Annotated in this window: 22 protein-coding genes; 7 read left to right on the top strand and 15 right to left on the bottom strand. The window is 57.4% G+C overall.

Features of this window, described 5'->3' with window-relative positions; genetic code table 11:
* A complete protein-coding gene (exbB, locus tag EE949_RS28520) occupies positions 1 to 984 on the bottom strand; it encodes a tonB-system energizer ExbB (RefSeq protein WP_122667338.1) in 984 nt (327 codons plus the stop codon).
* A 214-nt stretch (positions 985 to 1,198) separates the two neighbouring features.
* On the opposite strand from exbB, the gene EE949_RS28515 reads away from it, so the two are divergent.
* Positions 1,199 to 2,053: an NAD-dependent epimerase/dehydratase family protein gene (locus EE949_RS28515; RefSeq protein ID WP_122667337.1), complete on the top strand. Its 855-nt coding sequence runs from the start codon at positions 1,199 to 1,201 to the stop codon at positions 2,051 to 2,053.
* A 102-nt stretch (positions 2,054 to 2,155) separates the two neighbouring features.
* On the opposite strand, the gene EE949_RS28510 is transcribed toward EE949_RS28515, so the two are convergent.
* From EE949_RS28510 to EE949_RS28485, 6 genes are all read right to left on the bottom strand, one after another.
* Positions 2,156 to 2,890, bottom strand: a complete 735-nt coding sequence (locus EE949_RS28510) for a hypothetical protein (RefSeq protein WP_122667336.1) — start codon at positions 2,888 to 2,890, stop codon at positions 2,156 to 2,158.
* Positions 2,891 to 2,941: 51 nt separating this feature from the next.
* Entirely contained in the window at positions 2,942 to 3,322 is a 381-nt protein-coding gene (locus EE949_RS28505; RefSeq protein ID WP_122667335.1) for a RidA family protein, read from the bottom strand.
* A gap of 24 nt (positions 3,323 to 3,346) precedes the next feature.
* Entirely contained in the window at positions 3,347 to 5,452 is a 2,106-nt protein-coding gene (gene spoT, locus EE949_RS28500; RefSeq protein ID WP_087271641.1) for a bifunctional GTP diphosphokinase/guanosine-3',5'-bis pyrophosphate 3'-pyrophosphohydrolase, read from the bottom strand.
* 60 nt (positions 5,453 to 5,512) lie between these two features.
* A complete protein-coding gene (gene rpoZ / locus EE949_RS28495; RefSeq protein WP_002551500.1) occupies positions 5,513 to 5,776 on the bottom strand; it encodes a DNA-directed RNA polymerase subunit omega in 264 nt (87 codons plus the stop codon).
* A gap of 147 nt (positions 5,777 to 5,923) precedes the next feature.
* Positions 5,924 to 6,544: a guanylate kinase gene (gmk, locus tag EE949_RS28490; RefSeq protein ID WP_027900041.1), complete on the bottom strand. Its 621-nt coding sequence runs from the start codon at positions 6,542 to 6,544 to the stop codon at positions 5,924 to 5,926.
* Between the two features lie 13 nt (positions 6,545 to 6,557).
* On the bottom strand, positions 6,558 to 7,421 hold the full coding sequence (locus tag EE949_RS28485) for a YicC/YloC family endoribonuclease (RefSeq protein WP_122667334.1): 864 nt from the start codon (positions 7,419 to 7,421) through the stop codon (positions 6,558 to 6,560).
* Between the two features lie 289 nt (positions 7,422 to 7,710).
* Here EE949_RS28485 and rph point away from each other — a divergent pair, with 289 nt between their 5' ends.
* Both rph and EE949_RS28475 read left to right on the top strand, forming a co-directional pair.
* A complete protein-coding gene (gene rph / locus EE949_RS28480; RefSeq protein ID WP_027900043.1) occupies positions 7,711 to 8,433 on the top strand; it encodes a ribonuclease PH in 723 nt (240 codons plus the stop codon).
* Positions 8,434 to 8,458: 25 nt separating this feature from the next.
* Positions 8,459 to 8,827, top strand: a complete 369-nt coding sequence (locus tag EE949_RS28475; protein ID WP_122667333.1) for a DUF4870 domain-containing protein — start codon at positions 8,459 to 8,461, stop codon at positions 8,825 to 8,827.
* Between the two features lie 179 nt (positions 8,828 to 9,006).
* Here EE949_RS28475 and EE949_RS28470 read toward each other — a convergent pair whose 3' ends face one another.
* On the bottom strand, positions 9,007 to 9,786 hold the full coding sequence (locus EE949_RS28470; RefSeq protein WP_087271629.1) for an exodeoxyribonuclease III: 780 nt from the start codon (positions 9,784 to 9,786) through the stop codon (positions 9,007 to 9,009).
* 82 nt (positions 9,787 to 9,868) lie between these two features.
* Here EE949_RS28470 and pyrE point away from each other — a divergent pair, with 82 nt between their 5' ends.
* Positions 9,869 to 10,510 carry an orotate phosphoribosyltransferase gene (gene pyrE, locus EE949_RS28465; RefSeq protein ID WP_122667332.1) on the top strand — a complete coding sequence of 214 codons (642 nt, stop codon included), beginning with the start codon at positions 9,869 to 9,871 and terminating at the stop codon, positions 10,508 to 10,510.
* Between the two features lie 49 nt (positions 10,511 to 10,559).
* Positions 10,560 to 11,162, top strand: a complete 603-nt coding sequence (locus EE949_RS28460; RefSeq protein WP_122667331.1) for a DUF4124 domain-containing protein — start codon at positions 10,560 to 10,562, stop codon at positions 11,160 to 11,162.
* Positions 11,163 to 11,171: 9 nt separating this feature from the next.
* On the opposite strand, the gene EE949_RS28455 is transcribed toward EE949_RS28460, so the two are convergent.
* From EE949_RS28455 to coaBC, 5 genes are all read right to left on the bottom strand, one after another.
* A complete protein-coding gene (locus tag EE949_RS28455; protein ID WP_122667330.1) occupies positions 11,172 to 13,643 on the bottom strand; it encodes a hypothetical protein in 2,472 nt (823 codons plus the stop codon).
* A gap of 328 nt (positions 13,644 to 13,971) precedes the next feature.
* A complete protein-coding gene (gene argB, locus EE949_RS28450; RefSeq protein WP_122667329.1) occupies positions 13,972 to 14,877 on the bottom strand; it encodes an acetylglutamate kinase in 906 nt (301 codons plus the stop codon).
* Positions 14,878 to 14,905: 28 nt separating this feature from the next.
* Positions 14,906 to 17,503 (bottom strand): phosphomannomutase/phosphoglucomutase, encoded by a 2,598-nt coding sequence (locus tag EE949_RS30430; RefSeq protein ID WP_162873969.1) that lies wholly within the window; start codon positions 17,501 to 17,503, stop codon positions 14,906 to 14,908.
* Between the two features lie 98 nt (positions 17,504 to 17,601).
* Positions 17,602 to 18,057, bottom strand: a complete 456-nt coding sequence (dut, locus tag EE949_RS28440) for a dUTP diphosphatase (RefSeq protein ID WP_122667328.1) — start codon at positions 18,055 to 18,057, stop codon at positions 17,602 to 17,604.
* Between the two features lie 6 nt (positions 18,058 to 18,063).
* Positions 18,064 to 19,272 carry a bifunctional phosphopantothenoylcysteine decarboxylase/phosphopantothenate--cysteine ligase CoaBC gene (gene coaBC, locus EE949_RS28435; RefSeq protein ID WP_122667327.1) on the bottom strand — a complete coding sequence of 403 codons (1,209 nt, stop codon included), beginning with the start codon at positions 19,270 to 19,272 and terminating at the stop codon, positions 18,064 to 18,066.
* Positions 19,273 to 19,405: 133 nt separating this feature from the next.
* On the opposite strand from coaBC, the gene radC reads away from it, so the two are divergent.
* Complete coding sequence (gene radC, locus EE949_RS28430; protein ID WP_122667326.1) at positions 19,406 to 20,080, top strand: RadC family protein; 675 nt, start codon at positions 19,406 to 19,408, stop codon at positions 20,078 to 20,080.
* A 162-nt stretch (positions 20,081 to 20,242) separates the two neighbouring features.
* Here radC and EE949_RS28425 read toward each other — a convergent pair whose 3' ends face one another.
* Entirely contained in the window at positions 20,243 to 20,815 is a 573-nt protein-coding gene (locus EE949_RS28425; protein ID WP_122667325.1) for a xanthine phosphoribosyltransferase, read from the bottom strand.
* A 44-nt stretch (positions 20,816 to 20,859) separates the two neighbouring features.
* Positions 20,860 to 22,869: a DNA helicase Rep gene (rep, locus tag EE949_RS28420; protein ID WP_122667324.1), complete on the bottom strand. Its 2,010-nt coding sequence runs from the start codon at positions 22,867 to 22,869 to the stop codon at positions 20,860 to 20,862.
* Positions 22,870 to 23,086: 217 nt separating this feature from the next.
* Between rep and EE949_RS28415 the strand changes: the two genes are divergently transcribed.
* On the top strand, positions 23,087 to 24,757 hold the full coding sequence (locus EE949_RS28415; RefSeq protein WP_122667323.1) for a putative bifunctional diguanylate cyclase/phosphodiesterase: 1,671 nt from the start codon (positions 23,087 to 23,089) through the stop codon (positions 24,755 to 24,757).
* Positions 24,758 to 25,201: the final 444 nt, after the last annotated feature.

Here is a 25,201-nt window from a genome sequence, read left to right as displayed (position 1 = left end):
TTAGCCCACCTTGACCATGTGTGGCGACTGGGTACGGTCAGCAGTCGGCAGGTGATCGAGATCACGGCTGACCAACAGCAGAACCTGTGCCGAGGCGTCGGAAACCTGTGCCTTGTAACCGGCAATGGAGCGGGCGAAGACGTTGTAGATAACCACCGCCGGAATCGCCGCAACCAGCCCCAACGCGGTAGCCAGCAAGGCTTCGGCGATACCCGGCGCAACAACAGCGAGGTTGGTGGTCTGGGTTTTGGCGATGCCGATGAAGCTGTTCATGATGCCCCATACCGTACCGAACAGACCTACGAACGGAGCCGTCGAACCGATAGTCGCGAGGACGCCGGTGCCCATGCTCATGTTGCGACCACAAGCGGCAACCAGACGCTCGAGACGGAAGCTCACACGCTCTTTGATACCTTCACGTTCGCGGCTGTTGACCGACAAACGCATCTCTTCCATTGCGTCATGTACCAGCAGATTAGCCAGCGTGCCTTCTTTGGCAGCGGTTTCACTGGCTTCGGACAGGGTACGAGCCTTTTTCAGGTTGGCGATTTCAGTACGCAGGCGACGCTTGGCGCCCAGCAATTCGAAACCCTTGGCGATCCAGATAGTCCAGGTAATGATCGATGCAATCGCGAGGCCGATCATTACGGCCTTAACGATGATGTCGGCATTCTGGTACATGCCCCAAGGCGACAAGTCATGGGACATGCCCAGGCTGTTATCCTCTGGCTCGACGATCGCCGGGCCTTCAACCGGTGCCGCGCCGTCCTGAGCAACCGGTGCAGTGGTTTCCGCCGACGGCGCAGTGGTCGTAGCCGGAGCGGTGACTGGAGCCGGCGAGGTTGCCGGACTGGCTGGAGCAGCCTGGCCAGCGAATGCAGCAGGAGCAAGCATCAGGCTCAGCAGCAGTGCTGCGATACCACGCCAAGCACGCGGCAGGCTGGGTAGCTGGGTTGGCGAAGCGGAGGAGGTAGTACGTGTCATGCTGGCCGGACCTGAGTAAAGAAAATGTGGGTCGCTCTGCTACGTCGCGCGTTGCGTTCGACGTCTGGAGGAGAACAAACGGGCCGGTATTATTGCAAGTAATTCTTGTTAACAAAAGTAATAGAGTAACTTTTTTCGTCCAAATGCAGCCCTCCGATCAGCTTTCAGGCCCGATCCGGCGGCCGCAACCTGCCTTTTTATGTGGAGATTCGACATGCAAGCCCCCTCTGTTCTGATTGCTGGATGCGGCGATGTGGGAAGCCGGTTAGCCCTCCAGTTGCTCCCCTTGGGATGGATTGTCCACGGCTTGCGGCGCAACGTTTCCCGCCTGCCAGAAGGCGTGAAAGGCGTGGCTGGCGATCTTTTCCAACCAACAATTCCAGCCAGCTGGCCCAACACCACAATCGACTATCTGGTGTATTGCGCAACACCCACGGAGCGCGATGAAACTGGGTATCGGGCGGCCTATGTTGAAGGTTTGCAGCGGGTGCTTCAGTGGACCAGAGAACGGGGGCAACAGCCCAAGCGCATCATTTTCGTGTCGAGCAGCGGTGTTTACGGCCAGCAAAACGGGGAGTGGGTTGACGAAACATCGCCAACAGAAGCCGACACATTCTCGGGCAAGATCATGCTGGAGGCCGAGCAAGTGGCGCTCAATAGCGGCTTCCCGACCAGCATCGTGCGCCTGACCGGCATCTACGGCCCTGGCCGCAATGATCTGTCGAACCGTGTGCGCCAGGGTTACAGCGTGGCAATCGATCCGCCGTTATATGGCAACCGGATACACGCCGACGACGCCGCGGGATTGCTGGCTTTGCTGCTAAAGGCAGACACTCAGGGTGTCGCGCTTGAGGATTGCTACATTGGCGTGGACGATGCGCCCGTACCGCTGGCTGAAGTCGTGCAATGGATACGCGAGTATCTGGGCGTGACGCATTGGGCCGAAGGCGCTGCCGTGCGCCGGGCGGGCAGCAAACGATGCAGTAATGCGAGGGCTAAAGCACTGGGCTGGGTGCCGAAGTATCCGACATATAAGGAAGGGTATGAGGCGTTGCTGAAGGCTGATTGAACGAAAATCTTGTAGGAGCTGCCGAAGGCTGCGAAATCAGTATGCCTGACACACCATTATTCGCAGCCTTCGGCAGCTCCTACAGAAAAACCGTGTTGCTGATCAATTCAACTCAAGCAACCAGCGACGTGGACCTGGGCGAAGCTCTGGCATCTGGTCAGCTTGCGCCGCGTTAACGGCCTGGAAGATCTCCAGTTGCTTGCCTTTACGAGAGAAAATCCAGGGATTGCCCTGTTCGTTTTTCTCCAGCCACATGCTGTCGTATTCACCGCTCATGGCAGCGCAATCGCCAGCCAGGCACAACGCGTAACGGTCATTTTCCGGCAAGCCCTGAATGCTGCCATCCGGTTTGAATTGCACGGTGTTGCCCTGACCGTCGCCACTGACGATGGTCCATTTGCCACCCATGTAGGCGCCATACAGCGCAGCTTCGAAGCTTGAGCCGGTCGGCGCACCTTCGGCGGCAGGGGTTTTCGGCTGTTCGAAACGCTGCTCCGGACCCGACTCGCTGGCCGCCTGGATCAGCTCGTCGCCCTTGACCTGCAGGTCTTCGACGAAGTTGTAGTAGTCGATGCGCAGTTTGCCATTGGCAGCGCTGGTGATTTTACCTTCACCCACTTCAAAACCATTGGAGTACAACGCCTGACTGGTTTTGGTATCGATCTGCCATTCCAGGTTAGGGCCATTGGCAAGCAGCGCCTGGCGCAGATTGTCGCCTTTCACAGCAGCTTCAATGGCCGCTTGATTGATCCAGGTACCATCAGGGTTGCGATCAGCGTGGCTGGCACAGCCGCTCAAAAATACGGCCGTCAGCGAGAGGGCAAGCGCAAAGCGCATAGCAGGTCCTTCCTTAATCAGCTGCGGCGGGGCGTTAACCCCGCGAGGTTTTTAGTCGATGACGAGAATAGCGTCCATTTCGACCTGCGAGCCGCGCGGCAATGCAGCCACACCGATGGCAGCGCGAGCCGGGTACGGCTGCTCGAAATACTTGCCCATGATCTCGTTGACCTTGGCGAAGTTGCCCAGGTCCGTCAGGAAGATGTTCAGCTTGACGATGTCCTTGAACGAACCGCCCGCAGCTTCGGCAACCGACTTCAGATTCTCAAAGACCTGGACGACCTGGGCTTCGATGCCTTCAACCAGTTCCATGGTTTTAGGGTCGAGTGGAATTTGCCCGGACATGTAGACGGTATTGCCAGCTTTGATCGCCTGAGAGTAAGGGCCGATGGCCGCAGGGGCTTTGTCGCTGGTGATTACGGTCTTGGTCATGAAGAACTCCTGTTGAGTGATTGGCTACGCACGCATGCGGGTGATTCGAATGACCCCGGCCAAGGCGCGCAGTTTTCGGATGACTCGGGCCAGATGCACACGGTCATGCACGCTGACCACCAGTTGGACAACGCTGATACGACCATCGCGCTCGTCCATACTGATCTTTTCGATATTGCCGTCAGCCGCGTTGACGCTGCTGGCCAGCAGGGCGATCAGGCCGCGTTGATGCTCAAGCTCAACGCGCAGCTCGACGTTAAATTCGCCGGTAACGTCCTTGGCCCAGGAAAGCTGGATGCATTTTTCCGGGTTATGACGGATTTCACTGATATTGCGGCAGTTGTCCAGATGAACAACCATGCCCTTGCCAGCTGACAGGTGCCCAACAATAGGGTCGCCCGGGATCGGCGTACAGCATTTGGCATAGCTGAGCACCAGACCCTCAGTACCGCGAATCGCCAGCGGGCCTTCTGTGCTTGGCAACTGCTCGCCTTCGCCCAGCAGTCGACGAGCGACCACATACGCCATGCGGTTGCCCAGGCCGATATCTTCGAGGAGGTCTTCAATGACCTCGACCCGGTATTCGGCAAGGACCAGTTGCACTCGCTCGGCGGAGATTTTTTCCAGACTGCTTTCGAAGCCGTTCAACACCTTGTTGAGCAGACGCTCGCCCAGGCTGATCGACTCGGAGCGACGCTGTAGCTTGAGCGCGTGACGAATGTGGGTACGCGCTTTGCCGGTGACGACGAAGTTCAGCCACGCCGGATTCGGACGTGCGCCCGGCGCACTGACGATTTCCACCGTCGAACCGCTCTGCAACGGTTCGGATAGCGGCGCCAGGCGACGATTGATTCGACAGGCAATGCAGCTGTTGCCAACGTCGGTATGCACGGCATAAGCAAAGTCGACCGCCGTGGAGCCTTTCGGCAGCTCCATGATTCGGCCTTTAGGCGTGAAAACGTAGACCTCGTCCGGGAACAGATCGATCTTCACGCTCTCGATAAATTCCAGCGAGTTACCGGCACGCTGCTGCATTTCCAGCACACCCTTGACCCACTGACGGGCGCGGGCGTGAGTACCCTTGGGCACTTCGTCATCCGAAGATTTGTACAGCCAGTGCGCGGCGATCCCGTTGTTGGCCATTTCTTCCATTTCCCGTGTGCGGATCTGGATTTCAATGGGCACGCCATGCATGCCGAACAACGTGGTGTGCAACGACTGATAGCCGTTGGCTTTGGGGATCGCGATGTAATCCTTGAAGCGGCCGGGCAGGGGCTTGTACAAATTATGCACAGCGCCAAGCACGCGGTAGCAGGTGTCGACCTTGTCGACGATGATGCGGAACGCGTAGACATCCATGATTTCATTGAAGGCGCGACGCTTGCCACGCATCTTCTTGTAGATGCCGTACAGGTGTTTCTGCCGTCCGCTGACCTCGCCTTCGATTTCATCAACCGCCAGGCAATGGCTCAGGGACTCTTCAATCTTGTTGACCAGCTCTTTGCGATTACCCCGGGCGCGCTTGACCGCCTGGCCGATCCGCGAGGAGCGCATTGGATACATGGCCTTGAATCCGAGGTCTTCGAATTCAATACGGATGCTGTGCATACCCAACCGGTTGGCGATGGGTGCATAGATTTCCAGCGTTTCCTTGGCAATGCGTCGGCGTTTTTCCCCGGACAACACTTCAAGCGTACGCATGTTGTGCAGGCGATCAGCGAGCTTGACCAGGATCACGCGGATATCGCGCGCCATGGCCATGGCCATCTTCTGGAAGTTTTCAGCCTGGGCTTCGGCTTTGGTCTCGAAATTCATCTGGGTCAGTTTGCTGACCCCGTCGACCAGTTCGGCCACGGTCTCGCCAAACTGCGCGCAAAGCGCCTCTTTGGCGATACCGGTGTCTTCGATGACGTCATGCAGCATGGCAGCCATCAAGCTTTGATGGTCCATGTGCATATCGGCAAGGATGTTCGCCACCGCAAGAGGATGCGTGACGTAAGCTTCACCGCTGCGACGGCGCTGGCCGTCGTGGGCTTGCTCGGCGTAGAAATACGCGCGGCGGACCAGGTTTACCTGTTCCTTGCCGAGGTAGGTCGAAATGCGATCGGCGAGGGCGTCTATGCTCGGCAAGGCGCTACCCCCTGCCAATGGCTTTTACCCTGCGCCGTACTACGTCGACCCGGCATAGGCTTAGACGGCCTCGTTGGACTCGTCCTCGAATGCCGCGAACAATGGTTCATCTTCAACGATTTCAGCTTCTGCGATTACAGCGTAATCCATCAGGCCGGCTGCGATTTCGCGCAGTGCCATAACGGTAGGCTTGTCATTTTCCCACGCCAGCTTTGGTTCTTTGCCGCCGGTAGCCAGTTGACGGGCACGCTTTGTAGAGAGCATGACCAGCTCAAAGCGGTTATCCACGTGTTCTAGGCAGTCTTCAACGGTTACGCGGGCCATGGGTATTCCTCGTAGCAAATGCGGATGCGCGATGCCCGGATGGGCGAGCGGACTCGGTAGTTTACAAGCTGCAAGCCATAAGCTTCAAGCGCCAAGCCACGAGCGGTATTATTTACCTCGCCGCCCATGGCGATCAAAGCCCCTGTTTCAGGCCAGTAATTGCTCAAGCAGACCGCTGAAACGCTGCTGCTGATGGGTCTGCGTCAGGAGATTGGCCCGGAAAATCGCCTTGAGATCTTCCAGCGCCGAGGCGAAATCATCGTTGATCACGATGTAGTCGTATTCGGCGTAATGGCTCATTTCGCTGACCGCTTCACGCATCCGCCCCTCAATGATCTCGTCGCTGTCCGTCCCACGATTGGTCAGGCGCTGGCGCAATGCCTGCTGGGTCGGCGGCAAAATGAAGATCGAGCGCGCATCAGGCATGACCTTGCGTACCTGCTCGGCACCCTGCCAGTCGATTTCCAGAATCAGGTCATGACCTTCGTCCAGGGTCTGCTGCAAGCGGCTCTGGGAAGTGCCGTACATATTGCCGAAAACTTCTGCCTGCTCGAGGAAATCACCGTGCTCGATCATGCGCACAAATTCAGCGCGATCGACGAAGTGATAGTTCACGCCGTCGACTTCGCCCGGACGCATGGCCCGGGTGGTGTGCGAAACGGAAACCCGAATCTGCGGCTGCGCGTTGACCAGGGCATTGACCAGACTGGTCTTGCCTGCACCCGAGGGTGCGGAAACGATATACAGGGTGCCAGTGCTGTGTGTCATGTCGGGATTAGCCTTACTCAATATTCTGTACTTGTTCGCGCATTTGCTCGATCAACACTTTGAGGTTGACCGCAGCCTGGGTGCTGCGCGGATCGAAAGCTTTGGAGCCCAAGGTATTGGCTTCGCGGTTGAGTTCCTGCATCAGGAAGTCCAGTCGACGCCCGGCCTGACCACCCGCTTTGAGCACGCGACGCACTTCAGTGACATGGGTGCTGAGGCGATCCAGCTCTTCGGCCACATCACTCTTCTGGGCCAGCAGCACCATCTCCTGCTCCAGACGCTGCGGATCAAGCTCGGCCTTCATGTCGGCGAAGCGATCCAGCACTTTCTGGCGCTGGGCTGCAAGCATCTGGGGAACCAGGGTTTTCAGGGTCGCCACTTCGCTGGTGATGGAATCCAGACGATCATTCAGCAGTTTGGCCAGGTCTGCACCTTCGCGACCGCGACCGTTTTTCAGTTCGGCCAAGGCTTCGGTAAACAGCGTCAGGGCTTCTTTGTTCAAGGCCTGCGGGTCTGCGGCGTCCCCTACGAGCACGCCTGGCCATGCCAGAACCTCCAACGGATTCAGAGCAGCGGGCTGCTTGATCAGGCTGGCGACGATTTCCGCAGCAGCAACCAACTGACCGGCGCGTTCGCGATCAACCTGCAGCGGCTTGCCGGCGGTTTCTTCAACGAAACGCAGCGTGCATTCCACCTTGCCGCGGGACAACCCCTGGCGCAGTGCTTCACGAATTGCGCTTTCCAGATCACGAAAGGACTCCGGTAGCCGCAAGTGCGGCTCCAGATAGCGATGATTGACTGAGCGTAGCTCCCAACTCAGTGTGCCCTGAGTGCTGGCCCGTTCGACCCGGGCAAAAGCCGTCATGCTGTGGACCATGGGGAAATACCTCTGAAATCCGGTGAACAGAACGTGTCGTGATCAGCGATGACTGCATGTCACGAAAATACGAGAGTCTGTAGAGGCGCAGGATTGTAGCGCAGTGCAGCGAATGCTCCCAATCAACGAATATGACAAGCGATGCATGGCTTTTGCTCAAGGCCGAAAAAGCCCGGACCAGAGCCTTGCCAGACCTGTGGATTGGCATCCTCTGGTTTTAGATGTGCCCAGCGCCGACTTGCGCCTCTATAATGCTCGGCAGTTTTCCGTCTCAGTACAGGTATCCCAGATGAAACGTCCAAGTGGTCGCGCCGCCGATCAGCTCCGCTCGATCCGCATCACCCGCAACTACACCAAACACGCCGAGGGTTCTGTACTGGTCGAGTTTGGTGACACCAAAGTGATCTGCACGGTCAGCGTCGAGAATGGCGTGCCACGCTTCCTCAAAGGCCAGGGCCAGGGCTGGCTGACTGCCGAGTACGGCATGCTGCCGCGCGCCACCGGCGAACGTAACCAGCGCGAAGCCAGCCGTGGCAAACAGGGTGGCCGTACCCTGGAAATTCAACGTTTGATCGGTCGCTCCCTACGCGCGGCACTGGACATGTCCAAACTGGGCGACGTGACGCTGTATGTCGATTGCGACGTGATCCAGGCTGATGGCGGCACCCGCACTGCCTCTATCACAGGCGCCATGGTTGCCTTGGTTGACGCACTGAAAGTGATCAAGAAGCGTGGCGGCCTTAAAGGCGGCGACCCACTCAAGCAAATGATCGCGGCCGTTTCGGTTGGCATGTATCAGGGCGAGCCGGTTCTCGACCTCGACTACCTTGAAGACTCCGCAGCCGAGACCGACCTCAACGTGGTCATGACCAGCTCGGGCGGTTTCATTGAAGTTCAGGGTACTGCCGAAGGTGCACCGTTCCAGCCGGAAGAGCTTAACGCCATGCTGGCATTGGCTCAAAAAGGCATGACTGAACTGTTTGAGCTGCAGACCGCCGCACTGGCAGACTGATCCCGGCAGCAAGCAGGAGACGAAGATGAGTGACAGCCAACCGCCCGTTCCAGCCCCCGGCCCGGAAGTTCGCCAATGGGCGATGTTCTGTCACTTTGCTGCATTTCTCGGAATGATGTTCCCGTTTGGCAACATCCTGGGCCCTCTGATTCTGTGGCAGCTCAAGAAAGATTCCGATCCATTCGTTGACTCACAGGGCAAGGAAGCGCTGAATTTTCAGATCACCGTTTCGTTAGCCATGATCGCATGCGTCTTTCTGATGATATTGCTTGTTGGATTTGTGCTGATAGGCCTCGTGGCCGCCGGCGCACTGGTACTGACGATCATTGCTGGCATCAAAGCCAACGAAGGCGTGGCGTATCGGTATCCGTTTACGTGGCGGCTGGTTAAATAGGCCTGGCGCCCACCTAAACCCGTGGGACCGAATTCATTCGGGAAGGCGATATTTCAGACGATACACATGCAGGGGATGTACCGACGTCTTCGCAAATGAATTCGCTCCCACCGGAATTGCGGCTCCAGCCTCAAACAAAAAAGCCGACACGAAGTCGGCTTTTTTGTGGGCAATGGACTCTAGATCGTTAGCGTCCAGTCGTAGTCCACTACCAGCGGTGCGTGTTGCGAGAAGCGCGGTTGACGCGGAAGACGCGCACTGCGTACGAAGCGACGCAGGCCCGGCGTCAGCAACTGATAGTCAAAGCGCCAGCCGAGATTGAGCATCTCTGCCTGTTCGCTATCCGGCCACCAGCTGTACTGATCACCTTCACGGCTGACTTCACGCAGGGCATCAACGTAACCCATGGTGCCGACAATCTCATCCATCCAGGCACGCTCGGGTGCCAGAAAGCCAGGAGACTGCTGGCTGTCACGCCAGTTCTTGATGTCGAGCTTCTGTTGCGCCACATACAACGAGCCGCAGTAGATGTACTCACGACGCTTGCGCCGTTGCTTGTCCAGGTATTTGCCGAAATCGTCCATAAGCTTGAATTTCTGATTCAAGTCTTCATCGCCGTTCATTCCCGAAGGAAGCAGCAACGTGGCAATACTGAGTTTGTCGAAATCTGCCTGCAGGTAACGCCCGTAGCGGTCGGCTGTTTCAAAGCCAAGCCCACTGATTACTGCCTTCGGTTGCAACCGCGAGTAAAGCGCCACGCCACCTTGGGCCGGAACTTCAGCTTCGCACGCATAAAGGAAATAGCCATCCAGCTGATAAGCTGGGTCGTCCAGTTCGAAGGCGGATGCGCGGGTGTCCTGAAGGCAGATGACGTCGGCATTCTGAGCTTGCAGCCAACTGAGCAAACCGCGCTCGACTGCCGCCTGAATGCCATTTACGTTCACACTGATGATCCGCATAAATGGCCCCAAAAATCACGTGCGTGTATGATACCCGAGCTCTACCTAATTAGCTAAATCCGTGGTATTCGGGGCTTTTTTCATGCAGGCGTATCAGCGCGATTTCATTCGTTTTGCCATCGACCGTGGAGTTTTGCGGTTCGGTGAGTTCACTCTCAAGTCCGGTCGCACCAGCCCGTACTTCTTTAATGCCGGCCTGTTCAACAGTGGTTCGGCCCTTGCGCAGCTGGGTCGTTTCTACGCCGCAGCGGTGGTCGAGAGCGGCATTTCCTTTGATGTTCTGTTCGGTCCAGCCTACAAGGGGATTCCTCTGGCGGCCGCGACAGCCGTGGCGTTGGCCGAACATCATGACCGCGACTTGCCCTGGTGCTTCAACCGCAAGGAAGCCAAGGCACACGGTGAGGGCGGTAGCCTGGTTGGCGCGCCATTGACCGGTAATGTGCTGATCATCGACGACGTGATCACTGCAGGCACGGCGATCCGTGAAGTCATGCAGATCATCAAAGGCCAGGAAGCGACAGCGGCAGGGGTGCTTATTGCACTTAACCGTCAGGAGCGCGGTAACGGCGAGCTTTCGGCCATTCAGGAAGTAGAACGTGACTTCGGGATACCGGTGGTCAGCATCGTATCCTTGAATCAAGTCCTGGAATTCCTTGCCGACGATCCGCAACTCAAGCAGCATCTGCCTGCGGTGGAAGCCTACAGGGCACAGTTCGGGATCTAGGGAGATTCATGTCCGCTGACATTCGGATCGAGATCTCAAGGAGAGTTGAATGACCAGGCCGGGCTTTACTTGCTTGCTGTTGGCCCTTGTTATCAGTCCGTTTGCAGCGACACATGCCGCAGATACCCCGCAGCCCCTGCTTTATCGCTATGTCGACAGCCGTGGCGTGACCGTGCTGGATCGTCAGGGCGTACCGCCTGAATACGTTGCCCGGGGCTATGAAGTACTCAATGCCCAAGGCCGCGTCGTGCAAGTGGTGCCGCCTGCTCCGACGGCCGATGAGATCCATCAGGCACAGGCGAAAAAGACACAGGCGAATGCCGATGCGCAATTGCTCAACCTCTACAGCAACGTCGAGGATGTCGATCGCGCCAAAGCCCGCAAACTTTCCGAGCTGGATGCCTTGATTGCCTTGGCGCAAGGCAATCTCAAAGGGCTGAACACACAGCAGGCATCACTGCAGGGTCAGGCTGCGGATCTGGAGCGTGCCGGTAAACCAGTCCCTCAATCACTCATTGACCAGATGAGCGACCTTCGGGACCAGCAGCACAACCTCGACCTGAACATACAGCGCTATCAACAGGCCCGAGCTCAGGCTGATACGGCATTTACCCAAGATCGCGCGCGTATTCAGCGACTGACAAGACCCTGAGTTGCCAACTCAACTGGATGAGCTGTTCACGGCGCTGGGGGCTGCCGGAAGCGAATCCCCCTCCAGCGCCGGACCGTAGGGATATCCGGAAAGCGTATTGAGGAGATAGGTCCTCACGGCGCCATCCGTCGTCGGGAAGTCCCGCACTGGCACATCAGAAACACCATTGATCATTGTCGCCAACCTGTCCCCCACCGCGATGGGACGCCACTTACTCGAGTTTGCGGCGGACTCAAGGCCATTCATGTAGGCAAACTCCCCTGGACTTCCCAGCGTTTGACCGACGGCTTCGTGGAGTTTGTAGGCCGACTTGAGCAGTAATACCGAGACCCCGGAGGTGCCACCCCATCGAAAGAAAAAGCCGTCGAATGGATTCAGACCGCTCATATAAGAAGCACCCGAGCGGGAGATGAACTTTCTGGTCAGCGTTGCGAAGGCAGGAAGACTACGACTCACTGCAGGCGCACCAGCGTTCATGGCCAACGAAACAAAGCCCTTGGCAAACTTGAAGGCCGGCGACCCCAGGATCAGGCCGACATCAATCACGCAGGCCAGAGTGGGTGATTCGTCATTGACCACTGCATTAACGCAACTGAGCCCCGGGATAAGCGTCGCCATCATGCGTAACACCGGCGGATAGTTTGCGGTGACGAACTCAGAACCCGTTTGCCCCTTACGCAGTTTGAACTCGGTTTCTTTGTCGAAAAACAGATTTTTGGCTGCAATTCGTTCGGCCAGACTTTCAATCCGGGGGCTCGACAATGGGCTGGCTGATGGCTCAAGAACGTCGCTCGGAAGGCCATAGTTGAGATGGCGCGGTATCACGCGGCTCGAAGTGTAAGGCCGAGGAGGTTTTGGCTCAGCATAGGCCTCCCAATCCAGAGGCAAGCTGACAGCGGCTCGACGAAGCTCCCTCCCGACGACTGCCACCGTGCCTCCATCAGGCAAGGGAGGCAGATCAGTTCGTCGCTGCACGATGCCCAGCAAAGGGAATATTTCGTACGCAAAAACGCGAGTTCCGTGCCGACACACGATAATAGAGCCGGCTCGCCCCTGCCTGAGCTCGCGATCGCGTGGCGTTTCTTTAACACGCTCTAGTCCGGTCTCCTGCTCCAGTAGGTAGAGATCAACTCTGCCATGCTCAATGGCCAGCCTGTCGGAGTAAGGAATCTCGGCAATCAGTACTTCCAACAGGCAAGAATAGGCCTCCTGCGCCTCTCGGCTATAGCGATCAAAAGCTTCCTGATACATCGCGTTTACATCAATGCCTTTAAGCAGCTCGACCTGTTCTTTGTACGCTTTGTTCCAGTAAACCTGGTCAGGTGGAACTGCCGGTTCGAACTTATCCATTCCATCTATCAAGTATCCCGCGATAAACACGTCGATCAGAAAGAACTCGCCTGAGGAAGTCGAAGGCGAGGGGTTTCGTAATGAATATTCAACTCGCTTCCACAAAGTCGTGGGTCGCATTCTGAGGTGTAACAAGGATTTGGAGAAATACCACCCTAGCGCCTCATTGAATGCTTTTAAACCGATGTCCATCCGGTCAGGTACTTTGCGCAACAGCGCGTTAATTGCAGACACAACCTTTTGCTGGCGCTCGTCGAAGGCAGCCATTGCCGTCTGGATGTCAGCCGTGCCATAAGTGGATGAGGTATTGGCAGACAAAACATTATTGGCGATAGCCCACTGCAGCACCGGCGCAATACGGGTCTGGACGATGATGTCCCGCTCGCTATCGGTTGCCGAATGCCCCATCTTGAGGGGCAAATCCATTAACTGCTCGTAGCCAAGAGTCTGTGACATACCCGGAACAAGAGCTTCAGCAAGCGCAACACCATGAGCGTAGTTAACCCAGACACCGTTGCCGTAACGCAGCGCCTTGGGCGCTCCCTTTACAAACCATTCAGGAGCCGTCGGTGCCAGGATCAATGCGGCCAGACGTGCCGAACTCCTTGAGCGCCCTCCCTGAACGTTCCGTGTTGTCCACGAAAGAAGAGCCTCAAACTCCTCCCGAATGTCCGATAACGGTCGCCCCCAATTCTGTGGCTTGCCGAACTCATAGCCCGCGATGTGCCCAGGCTTTCGCTGCGCCGGTGGATCCAGCTCCAGAATCAGGGCTTTCCACACCAACTGCCGGATGATCATGGGATCAGCAGGTTCATCATTACCTGATCCGTACCAACCTAGCGCTGCATTTATCCGATTGCCTATTGCCTTACCCTGCTCACCATCCAACAGGTTATCCAGCACTTGCCTGAGCTGCTTATCAGACAGGCTTGCAGCCGTGCCATCAATCAAATGCCTCCAGGACAGTAACTGCAGCAGGCTCGTCAGCTCAAAATCAACGGCGGCCACACCACCGCTTTGCGCCTGGAGAATGGGTAACGCCTCCAGGCGAGTGGCCGCTCTTTGCTCTTGCACATAAGCACGAACCGTTGCCTGGATCAGCTCCAATTGACTCGGGTTGAGCAGTGGCATCAACGCATTCACTCCATATGCCCGCTGGGGCTGAGCCTGTTGCTGTGACGTTGTTGATGGTGAAACAGAGTTAATAGTCGTATTCATCGTAGATGTTCTCGATATGAGGAAAGTCTCCCGACGTTCCCCGATCGCGAACAAATGGTATGCAGGTCATTTCAACGGCTAAGCAGCGGTATTTCGTAATCGTGGGTCGGGGGTTTCTTTGAAAAGCCAAAGCTCACCCGTCGTGAAGGGGCATGGACCCAGGCTTTAAGGCGGCCCGGACGACGGACATAAAAAAGCCCCACCGGGAACCGGCAGGGCTTTGATGAAGCGTAGCGCTTGATCAGTGACGCTTGCGGTTGCTGATCAGGGTACCCACACCGGTGTCGGTGAAGATTTCCAGCAGCACCGCATTCGGTACACGACCGTCAATGATGTGCGAGGTGGTCACGCCGCCTTGCACCGCTTCCAGCGCGCATTTGATCTTGGGCAGCATGCCGCCGTAGATCGTGCCATCGGCAATCAGGCCATTGACTTGCTCGGTGGTCAAACCGGTCAGCACCTGGCCTTGCTTGTCCATCAGGCCGGCAATGTTGGTCAGCAGCATCAGCTTTTCAGCCTTGAGGGCTTCAGCCACCTTGCCTGCCACCAGATCCGCGTTGATGTTGTAGGACTCACCGTCTGCACCCACACCAATTGGCGCGATGACCGGGATGAAATCGCCTTTTACAAGCATGTTCAGCAGGTCGGTATTGATCCCGACTACTTCGCCGACATGGCCGATATCGATGATTTCTGGCTTGGTCATCTCCGGCGTCTGACGTGTAACGGTCAGGCGCTTGGCGCGGATCAGCTCGGCGTCTTTACCAGTCAGGCCGATGGCGCTGCCGCCATGACGGTTGATCAGATTGACGATGTCCTTGTTGACCTGGCCGCCCAGAACCATTTCCACCACATCCATGGTTTGCGAGTCGGTGACCCGCATACCATCGATGAAATGGCTCTCAATCGACAACCGCTTGAGCAGATCACCGATCTGAGGTCCCCCGCCGTGAACCACCACCGGGTTGATGCCAACAGCCTTCATCAACACGATGTCGCGCGCGAAGCCGGTTTTCAGCTCGTCGCTCTCCATGGCGTTACCGCCGTACTTGATCACCAGCGTTTTGCCAACAAAACGGCGAATGTATGGCAGCGCTTCGGACAATACTTTGGCGACGTTAGCGGCGGAATCACGTTCGAGGGTCATTCAAGGCTCCAGTCAAAGGAAAAAACAATCAGAACGGAAGTTGAAGGTCCGGCGCAACCTTTTTCAGTTCGGCGTGGAACACATCCTTGATGCGCTGCAGCTCGGCTTCTGTTTCAGCCTCAAAACGCAGCACCAGTACCGGTGTTGTGTTGGAAGCGCGAACCAGGCCCCAGCCCTTTGGATAGTCCACTCGCACGCCGTCAATGGTGGTCAATTTGGCATCGCCCCACTGAGCATCTTTCTCCAGCGCTTCTATGATGCTGAACTTGGTGGTATCAGTCACTTTGATGTTGATTTCAGGGGTCGAAATGTCGTTCGGGAAGGTCTCGAACAGGTCTTCAGCCGACTGCGACTCCTGGCTGAGGATCTCCAGCAGGCGCGCAGCACTGTAAATACCGTCGTCGAAACCGAACCAACGCTCTTTGAAGAAGATGTGGCCGCTCATTTCGCCCGCGAGCAGCGCGCCGCTTTTCTTCATCTCTTTCTTGATCAACGAATGACCGGTCTTCCACATTACCGGGCGGCCACCATGTTTTTGAATCAGCGGCGTCAGGCGGCGGGTGCATTTGACGTCGAAGATGATGTCGGCGCCTGGATTGCGCTTGAGCACGTCCAGGGCGAACAGCATCAACAAGCGATCCGGGTACACCACATTGCCTTTGTTGGTCACAACGCCAACGCGGTCGCCGTCGCCGTCGAAGGCCAGACCCAGATCCGCACCGGTTTCATTGACCTTGGCGATCAGGTCCTGCAGGTTTTCCAGCTTGCCCGGATCAGGGTGGTGGTTAGGGAAGTTACCGTCGACCTCAGCGAACAGCGAGATGACTTCGCAACCCAGCGCTTCAATGAGCTGGGGAGCAATAACGCCTGCCGCGCCATTACCGCAGTCCACCACGACTTTCAGTTTGCGGGCCATGACGATGTCGTCTTTGATCTGCTTGAAGTAGCGATCAAGGATGTCGACCTTGGTGATGCTGCCTTTTGCTGAGGTCAGGTTGCCGGTCTTGATACGCTCGTGGAGCGCCTGGATCTGTTCGTTGGCCAGAGTATCGCCCGCGATGACGATCTTGAAGCCGTTGTAATCCTTGGGGTTGTGGCTGCCGGTCAGCATCACACCGGTCTTGCCTGCCAGCACGTTGGCGGCGTAGTACAAGGCGGGCGTTGGCACCAGGCCAACATCGCTGACGTGACAACCGCTGTCGTGCAGGCCTTGAATCAATTGCTGCACCAGCTCCGGACCGGAGAGGCGTCCGTCACGACCGACGCTGACGTTGGGCTCGTTCTGCGCCAGGCTTTCGGAACCGATGGCGCGACCAATCCAATAGGCCGTTTCGGCGCTAAGGGTGTCGCCCACGATGCCGCGGATGTCATACGCGCGGAAAATATCGTCAGGAAATTTTGGTGCCACGGATGCTGGACTGCTCATAACTGGGGGGTGCTCCGATCTCAGGAAGTCCTGGTTTTCGTCGAGGATGTCGATATCGAGAATGTCGGTATCTTGAAACAGCGGATCGGTCCAGGCGCCGCCGGTGGCAGAGCGTGAACCCGATGCTGAAGCACTACTGTTCTTTAAATCGGTAATCTTGTAGCCGGGAGCCGGACCTGACTCATCCTTCTTATCAACGTTTTCCGTTGCAGCTTGTTGAAGGGAAGGTGAAAAACAGGCCAGACGTCGAGCCAGTCCATTGAGGACGGGCAGGCCCAAACCGAAGGGTTTGACGGCTTTTCCGCTGGAGAGTTCTTGAAGCAGTTGATCCAGTTGTCGGACATCGGCGCAAATGTGCCGTTGTAGAGCCCTTTCGTTGAGGTAAAGCCCCAGTAAAACACCTGCCAGCGCAACCAATACAGCCAGCGTCAGCAGCACCCATGGAGGCGAAAAATCCAGCGCAGGGCCGGGGGTGAACTCAAGTTTCCAGTTTGCATAACCGGTGTCCAGCCGTTGCGGTTTAGCCCCATCCGCTTCACCGCGCTGCAGCAAGACCTGCTCAGGACCATTACCAAACTGCTGGATCAAACGGATCCGGCCCGTGGATTCGGGCAAGGCAGGTAACGCATTGAGCAAGCGTTGTGGATCGAAAGCCAATAGCAGCGTGCCGCTGACCGCTGCGGCAGGGTCAGAACGCAACGGCGCAGCGCTATAGATCATCCAGCGCTCGTCCACTGCGCGAGCTTCAGGCACTGGATCCTCACCGCCAGCAGCTTTGTTGAGCATATCCAATGTGGAGAAGCTGACAGGCATTGCCCCTTTGGTGTCGATATCCGACATGCCTAAAGGGTTGAGACGCGCGCCCAGCACACCGTCGCGAAACCGCAGCCGGCTTTGTGCTTCTTCAATCAGGGAAGGGTTACCGCTCTGCAGAGCCTGAACCAGTGAAGGGTCACGGGCAGCGGCCTGTGTCTCGGCGTCTATCTGCTTCAGGGCCTGAGCCACCGACGACGCCTGGCTGCTACCCCAAGCGTGTTGCAGATGCTCACGCCCCTGCGGATTGCTGCTCAGTGCAAGATAAACCAGAGCACTGGCAACGATCAGGGCAATGAGCGCGGGGAAAATACCGGGCGTGAGCGCAGTCAGGCTCGCTGCGACAGGTTGGGTATCGGATACTTCATGCTGTTGGCTGCCTTGCACCTGAACGCTCCCAGGTCATTCATCCTGAAACTGGACAGTCACTTACTTGATACCGGGTAGCCATGAGGCTACCGGGTATCGAGTCATCGGCTCAAAGGTCAGTGGCTACCTGAATGGCCGAAACCGCCAGCACCGCGTTGGCTTTCGTCGAACTCTTCAACCAGTTCGAAGTGCGCTTGCACCACCGGCACCAGCACCAGTTGGGCAATGCGCTCACCAATGGAAATATTGAAAGCGGTCTGCCCGCGATTCCAGCAGGAGACCATCAGTTCGCCCTGGTAATCGGAGTCGATCAACCCCACCAGATTACCCAGCACGATGCCGTGTTTGTGGCCCAGCCCGGAGCGCGGCAGGATCAAAGCCGCCAGCCCCGGATCGCCGATATAGATCGACAGCCCGGTCGGGATCAACAAGGTCTGGCCCGGCTCCAGAACAGTGTCCTCTTTGAGCATGGCGCGCAGGTCGAGCCCCGCAGAACCGACGGTGGCGTAAGCGGGCAGCGGAAATTCGTTGCCAATGCGAGGGTCAAGGATCTTGGCTTGTAGAGCGTGCATTCGTAATTAAACCTGGTTCATTCGGTCGGCGATAAAAGTGATCAGCTGGCGGGCAATCTTGCCTTTGCTGGTCTGGGCGAAAAGCGTAGCGTGCAGCGCTCGGTCGATTACGCTGCAAGCGTTCTCTTCACTATTGAAGCCGATGCTGGGGTTGGCAACATCGTTGGCCACAATCAGATCAAGGTTTTTGTCCTTGAGCTTGCGTGCAGCATAGTCGAGCAAGTGTTCGGTTTCAGCGGCAAAACCGACACTGAACGGGCGGTCTGGACGGGTCGCGATAGTGGCAAGAATGTCCGGGTTACGGACCATCTGCAGCAACAGGCCGTCGCCCGTGGACGGGTCTTTCTTGAGTTTGTGCGGGGCAACCACTTCGGGACGGTAATCAGCAACGGCGGCGGAGGCGATGAACAGATCGCAAGGGATCGCGGCCTCACAGGCAGCCAGCATGTCCCGGGCGCTCACAACATCGATGCGCGATACACGATCCGGAGTCGGCAGGTTGACCGGGCCGGTGATGAGGGTAACGCGTGCACCTGCTTCTACCGCAGCCTCAGCGAGAGCAAAGCCCATTTTGCCGGAGCTGTGATTGGTGATGTAACGCACCGGGTCGATGTTTTCCTGGGTCGGGCCCGCCGTAATCAACACATGCTTGCCTGTCAGCGACAGGCGCTGGAAACAATCGGCGGCAGACTGGGCCAGGTCATCGGGTTCAAGCATGCGCCCAAAGCCGACATCACCGCAGGCCTGGCTGCCGGAAGCCGGGCCGAATATGCGGAAATCACGTTCTTCCAGCAGGCGAGTGTTGGCCTGTACAGAGGCGTCGCGCCACATTGCCTGATTCATCGCCGGGGCAATGGCCACAATCGCATCGGTCGCCAGAACAATGGTGGTTAACAGGTCGTTGGCAATGCCTTGAGCCAGACGCGCAATAAGGTCCGCAGTGCCAGGGGCAACAAGTATCAGATCGGCCCATTTGGCCAGCTCGATATGCCCCATCGCCGCTTCAGCGGCCGGGTCGAGCAAATCCAGATGAACCGGATGCCCGGAAAGGGCCTGCATGGTCAGCGGAGTGATGAACTCAGCACCACCTCGGGTCATGACGACACGCACTTCAGCACCCTGGTCACGCAAGCGTCTCACCAGTTCTGCGCTCTTGTAGGCCGCGATACCGCCGCCAACGCCAAGAACGATGCGTTTCCGATACAGCCGCTGCATAGGCCTGCCTTTTAGTCGAGTGATACGCAGCGGCGATGGACGTTTCCCCTGGCCGATCGCCGCGCAAAAAGATGGGCTAAGATAGCACAGCGACCGTACTGGAACAGCGGCGCCAAACACACATGGAGGTGGTATGAGTATTCGCAACTGGCCTGCGGCCGAACGCCCGCGAGAGCGGCTTCTGGAGCTGGGTTCGGCGAGCCTGTCCGATGCAGAACTGCTGGCCATTTTCCTGCGCACCGGCGTGGCCGGAAAAAGCGCTGTAGACCTGGCGCGTCATCTGTTGAATCAATTCGGTGGGCTGCGACCGTTACTGGATGCTGACCTGACCATGTTCAGCTCACATCTGGGGCTTGGGCCGGCTAAATTCGCGCAATTACAGGCCGTCATGGAAATGGCTCGCCGGCACATGGCGGAAAGCCTGAGGCGTGATTCTGCGCTGGAAAGCCCGGAGCAGGTGCGCAGCTACCTCAAGGCGCTGTTACGTCATGAACCCCATGAGGTGTTTGGCTGCCTGTTTCTGGACAACAAGCACCGGGTGCAAGCGTTCGAAATCCTGTTCCACGGTTCGATCAATAGCGCCCACGTGCATCCCCGGCAAGTGGTCAAGCGCGCCCTGGCCCACAACTCAGCCAGCCTGATCCTCTGCCACAACCATCCCTCGGGCGTGACCGATGCCAGCCAGGCCGACATCGACCTGACCAAGCGGCTGCGCGATGCGTTATGGCTGATCGACGTGAAAGTGCTGGATCACCTGATCATCGGTGATGGTGACCCGCTGTCGATGGTGGAGTGCGGGTTGATGTAGACGAGACAAAGCAGCATTCCCCCTGTAGGAGTGAGCTTGCTCGCGATAGCGGTCTTTCAATCAAATATCCCGTGACTGACAGACCGCTATCGCAAGCAAGCTCACTCCTACAGGGATGCATTGCAATTCATTGAATTGGGTGTTGTTTGTTAAGCAACTCAATCATTCAACAAACGTCACAACCCCATCCGCCAGGGATTTAACCCGCGCCAGCGACTCGACGCGATAACCCTGCGCATCCAGTTCGGCGCGGCCGCCCTGGAAGGATTTTTCGATCACGATGCCCAGCCCGGCAACTGTTGCGCCTGCTTGCTTGATAATCGAAATCAGCGCCTGAGACGCTTTTCCGTTAGCCAGAAAGTCATCAATGATCAGTACGTTATCGCTGCTGTTGAGATGACGGGGCGAGATCGCAACCGTGCTTTCGGTCTGTTTGGTGAACGAATAAACCGTAGCCAGCAGCAGGTTTTCGGTCAGGGTCAGCGACTGATGTTTGCGGGCAAAAATCACCGGCACACCCAGTTTCAAACCGGTCATCACCGCAGGCGCAATGCCTGAAGCCTCAATGGTGACGATCTTGGTAATGCCCGAATCAGCGAACAGCGCCGCAAATTCGTCACCAATCTGCTGCATCAACGCCGGGTCGATCTGATGATTGAGAAATGCATCGACCTTCAGTACCTGATCGGATAGTACGATGCCTTCTGCGCGAATCTTCTGATGCAATGCTTCCACGTCGCTTCCTCGGGTGCGCGAATCTGCGCAATGAATAGTAGGAATTATTTTTTCAACATCGCGCGGATGTCCGCCAATGCGGTATTGCCGCGCACTGCCTTCACTTCGGTCGGGGTATCGTCATTGCCTTCCCAGGCCAGATCGTCAGGGGGCAGTTCATCAAGGAAACGGCTCGGCGAGCAGTCGATGATTTCCCCGTACTGCTTACGCTTGGCAGCAAAGGTGAACGCCAGTGTCTGCCGCGCGCGGGTAATGCCCACGTAAGCCAGACGGCGCTCTTCCTCGATGGTATCGGCTTCGATACTGGAGCGGTGAGGGAGAATTTCTTCTTCCATGCCCATGATAAAAACGTACGGAAACTCCAGGCCCTTGGAGGCGTGAAGCGTCATCATCTGCACGCCCTCCGCGCCATCCTCTTCCTCCTGCTGACGCTCAAGCATGTCGCGCAGGACCAGCTTGCCGATGGCCTCCTCGATGGTCATTTCGCCTTCTTCGTCCTTTTCGAGGGTGTTTTTCAACGCCTCGATCAAGAACCAGACGTTGCCCATGCGGTAGTCAGCGGCCTTGTCGCTGGAGCTGTTCTGGCGCAGCCAGTTCTCGTAATCGATGTCCATGACCATGCTGCGCAGCGCCGCGATCGGGTCGTTCTGCGCACACTGCTGGCGCACGCCGTCCATCCAGCGCTTGAAACGCTGCAAACGGTCGGTATAGCGGCTGTCCAGATGCGCGCCAAGGCCGATTTCATCGGTGGCGGCGTACATCGAAATTTTTCGCTCGGTGGCGTAGTTACCGAGCTTTTCCAGTGTCGTCGAGCCGATTTCGCGGCGCGGCACGTTGATCACCCGCAAGAAGGCGTTGTCGTCATCCGGGTTAACCAGCAAGCGGAAGTAGGCCATCAGGTCTTTCACTTCCTGACGCCCGAAGAAGCTGTTACCGCCGGACAAACGATAGGGCACCTGGTGGTGCTGCAATTTCAGCTCGATTAGTTTGGCCTGATAGTTACCCCGGTACAGGATCGCAAAATCGCTGTACGGGCGGTCAGTCCGCAAGTGCAGGCTGAGAATTTCTACGGCTACGCGCTCGGCCTCGGCATCTTCATTGCGGCAACGGATCACGCGGATCTCATCACCATGGCCCATCTCACTCCACAGCTGCTTTTCAAAATCGTGTGGGTTGTTGGAGATGAGCACGTTGGCGCAGCGCAAAATACGGCTGGTCGAGCGGTAGTTCTGCTCAAGCATGACCACTTTCAGCGAGGGGTAGTCTTCCTTGAGCAGCATCAGGTTTTCCGGACGCGCGCCGCGCCAGGCATAAATCGACTGGTCGTCGTCACCTACCACGGTGAACTGGTTGCGCATGCCGATCAGCAGCTTTACCAGCAGGTACTGGCTGGCGTTGGTGTCCTGATATTCGTCCACCAGCAGATAGCGAACCTTGTTCTGCCACTTTTCCAGAATGTCTGCGTGCTCCTGAAACAGTTTTACCGGCAACAGAATCAGGTCGTCGAAGTCCACCGCGTTATACGCTTTGAGCGTGCGCTGGTAGTGGGTGTAAACGATGGCGGCGGTCTGCTCCTTGGGGTTGCGGGCATTTTCCAGCGCCTCTGCTGGCAGGATCAGGTCGTTTTTCCAGGAGCCGATCATGTTCTTGATCTCGTCGACGCCGTCGTCGCCCGAGTATTCCTTTTGCATGATGTCGGTCATCAGCGCTTTGACGTCGGTCTCGTCAAAGATCGAAAACCCCGGCTTGTAGCCCAGCCGCACGTGCTCCTTGCGGATGACGTTGAGGCCCAGGTTGTGAAACGTCGAGACGGTCAGGCCGCGACCTTCACCCGCGCGCAGCAACGTGCCAACCCGCTCTTTCATCTCGCGGGCGGCCTTGTTGGTAAAGGTCATCGCGACGATGTACTGGGCCCGAATGCCGCAGTTCTGGATCAGATGGGCGATCTTGCGCGTGATCACGCTGGTCTTGCCGGAGCCTGCACCGGCGAGCACCAAAAGAGGGCCGCCGACGTAGTTCACGGCTTCTTGTTGCCGAGGATTGAGTCGGGACATATCAGGAAGAGGATCACTAACGAAATGGGCGGGCATTTTAGCAGGCTATGGCGATTGTGCAGCGACCGTCCGCCAATGAGTGACGTCTTATGTCGCGCGCTGCTATCTAATTTTTTTGGTTTTGTTACATTTGCGCATCCGAATGCTGAACGATTGCTATGTTTGGCCCCATTTCCCGGGCCTTCTGTTTGTCTCTTTTCGAGTCTAGGGAGCTAGCTTGCCTACGCCTGTCCAACCCTTGCGGTTGTTAGTGCTGGCCCACGAGCCGGAATGGCTGGTATTGCTGCGCAGTTGCCTGACGCCTGAGCAGAATCAGGAACATCTGTTGTCCTTCTCGCACTGGAACGACATCAGTGCCTCGTTAATCGACGATCAACCGACCGTATTGCTCACCACACCAGAACTGCAGCCACCACCAGGCCGCTGCAATCTGCCGGTGGTCATGCTGCTTGAAGAAGAGCCGCTGATCCCGCCACTTGGCGCCAGTGACTGGCTGATTCGTAGCGAGTTGACGCCTGCAACGTTACGCAGTTGCCTGCGCCATGTGAACGAGCGCGCACTGCTGGAAAACACGCTGCAGCGTCTGGCCGAGCAGGACACACTGACCGGTATCGCCAATCGCCAGGGTTTCCAGACCTTGCTGGCAGCACGCCTGCTGGAAAATGACGGTCGCGGCCTTGCGCTGGGCCATCTCGATCTGGACAACTTCCGCCGCGCCAACGACGCACTCGGCCATCAAGCTGGTGATCGACTGATCTTGCAGGTAGTGGCGCGACTCAAAGGGCAACTGGAAGTCGGCGACCAGATCGCTCGCCTGGGCAGCGACGAATTTGCACTGCTGATCGACACTCGTCGCGCCCCAGGGCGCGCGGAATGGATGGCCGAACGCATCACCGAAGCCCTGTCCGAGCCGTACTGGGTCGACGGCGAAAGCCTGCTCATCGGCTGCAGTCTGGGGATCGCTCACTCTCGCGCCGAGGCGGGGGCGGACCCACTGATGTGGCACGCGCACATCGCCATGCAGCAGGCCAAAGGTATTCAGGGCTGCACTTTTCACGTCTTCAACGACCGGCTGAATCGCAATGCCCGTAGCCTCGCTGATCTGGAGGGCGAGTTGCGACGGGCGTTACGGCGCGACGAGCTGGAACTGCACTACCAGCCAAGGCTTTGCATGACCAGTGGACGCATTGTCGGGCTGGAGGCACTGGTGCGCTGGCGTCACCAAGAGCGAGGCTTGCTACCGCCCAGTGAGTTTGTACCGCTGGCCGAGCAAAGCGGGTTGATCGTGCCGCTGGGTTACTGGGTGATCTCTCGGGCGCTGCGCGACATGCAAGCGTTGCTTGAGCGAGGCCTGCCGCAGTTGCACATGGCGATCAACCTGTCATTCCGGCAGTTTCAGGACAACCAATTGCTTGCGACATTAGGCCGACTGATTACCGAGCGCGGCATTGATGCGCAGTGGCTGGAATTCGAACTGACCGAAACCGCCGTCATGCGCCGCAGCGATCTGGTCAAACAGACCATGGATGCCCTCGGGCGCCTGGGCGTACGGTTTTCGCTGGACGACTTCGGCACCGGGTTTTCCTCGTTCGTACACCTCAACAACCTGCCCATTACCCTGCTGAAGATCGATAAGAGCTTCGTGGGTGAAATGGAGCAACGCGAAGAAAATCGCAAGCTGGTACACGCAATGATCAACCTGGCTCATAACCTGAGTCTGGAGGTGGTCGCCGAAGGTGTCGAAACGTCTGAGCAACTGGCGTTACTGCGCAGCTATGGTTGCGATCAGGTTCAGGGCTACCTGATCAGCAAACCACTGCCGTTGCCGGAGTTGATCAAGTACCTGACCTTCGATCAACAAGCGCCGGAGGCGTTGAACCGGGTTTGATTTCAGGGCTACCTGCGCCAGATTGGACTGCAAGTGCACATACCGGTAGGAGCGAATTCATTTGCGAAGGGGCCGGTACATCCGCAGCGTGTGTATCGCTTGAAATACCGCTTTCCCGAATGAATTCGGTCCCACAGGGTTGATGCAGCACCCGTGATTTGGGCCAGGCGCTCTCACGGGGTGTCTGGAAAGCCTTTGATCTACCTGCGGACGCGTTTTCTGTGGCAGATGCTACGTCTGCTCACAAGCGCAATCCCGGTGGGAGCGAATTCATTCGCGAAGAGGCCGGTACATCCGCAGCGTGTGTATCGCTTGAAATACCGCTTTCCCGAATGAATTCGGTCCCACAGGGTTGATGCAGCACCCGTGATTTGGGCCAGGCGCTCTCACGGGGTGTCTGGAAAGCCTTTGATCTACCTGCGGACGCGTTTTCTGTGGCAGATG

Source organism: Pseudomonas viridiflava (assembly GCF_900602065.1).
Taxonomy (GTDB): Bacteria; Pseudomonadota; Gammaproteobacteria; order Pseudomonadales; family Pseudomonadaceae; genus Aquipseudomonas.
The sequence above is the reverse complement of the archived record's forward strand: the minus strand, read 5'-3'. Positions and strand labels throughout refer to the sequence as shown.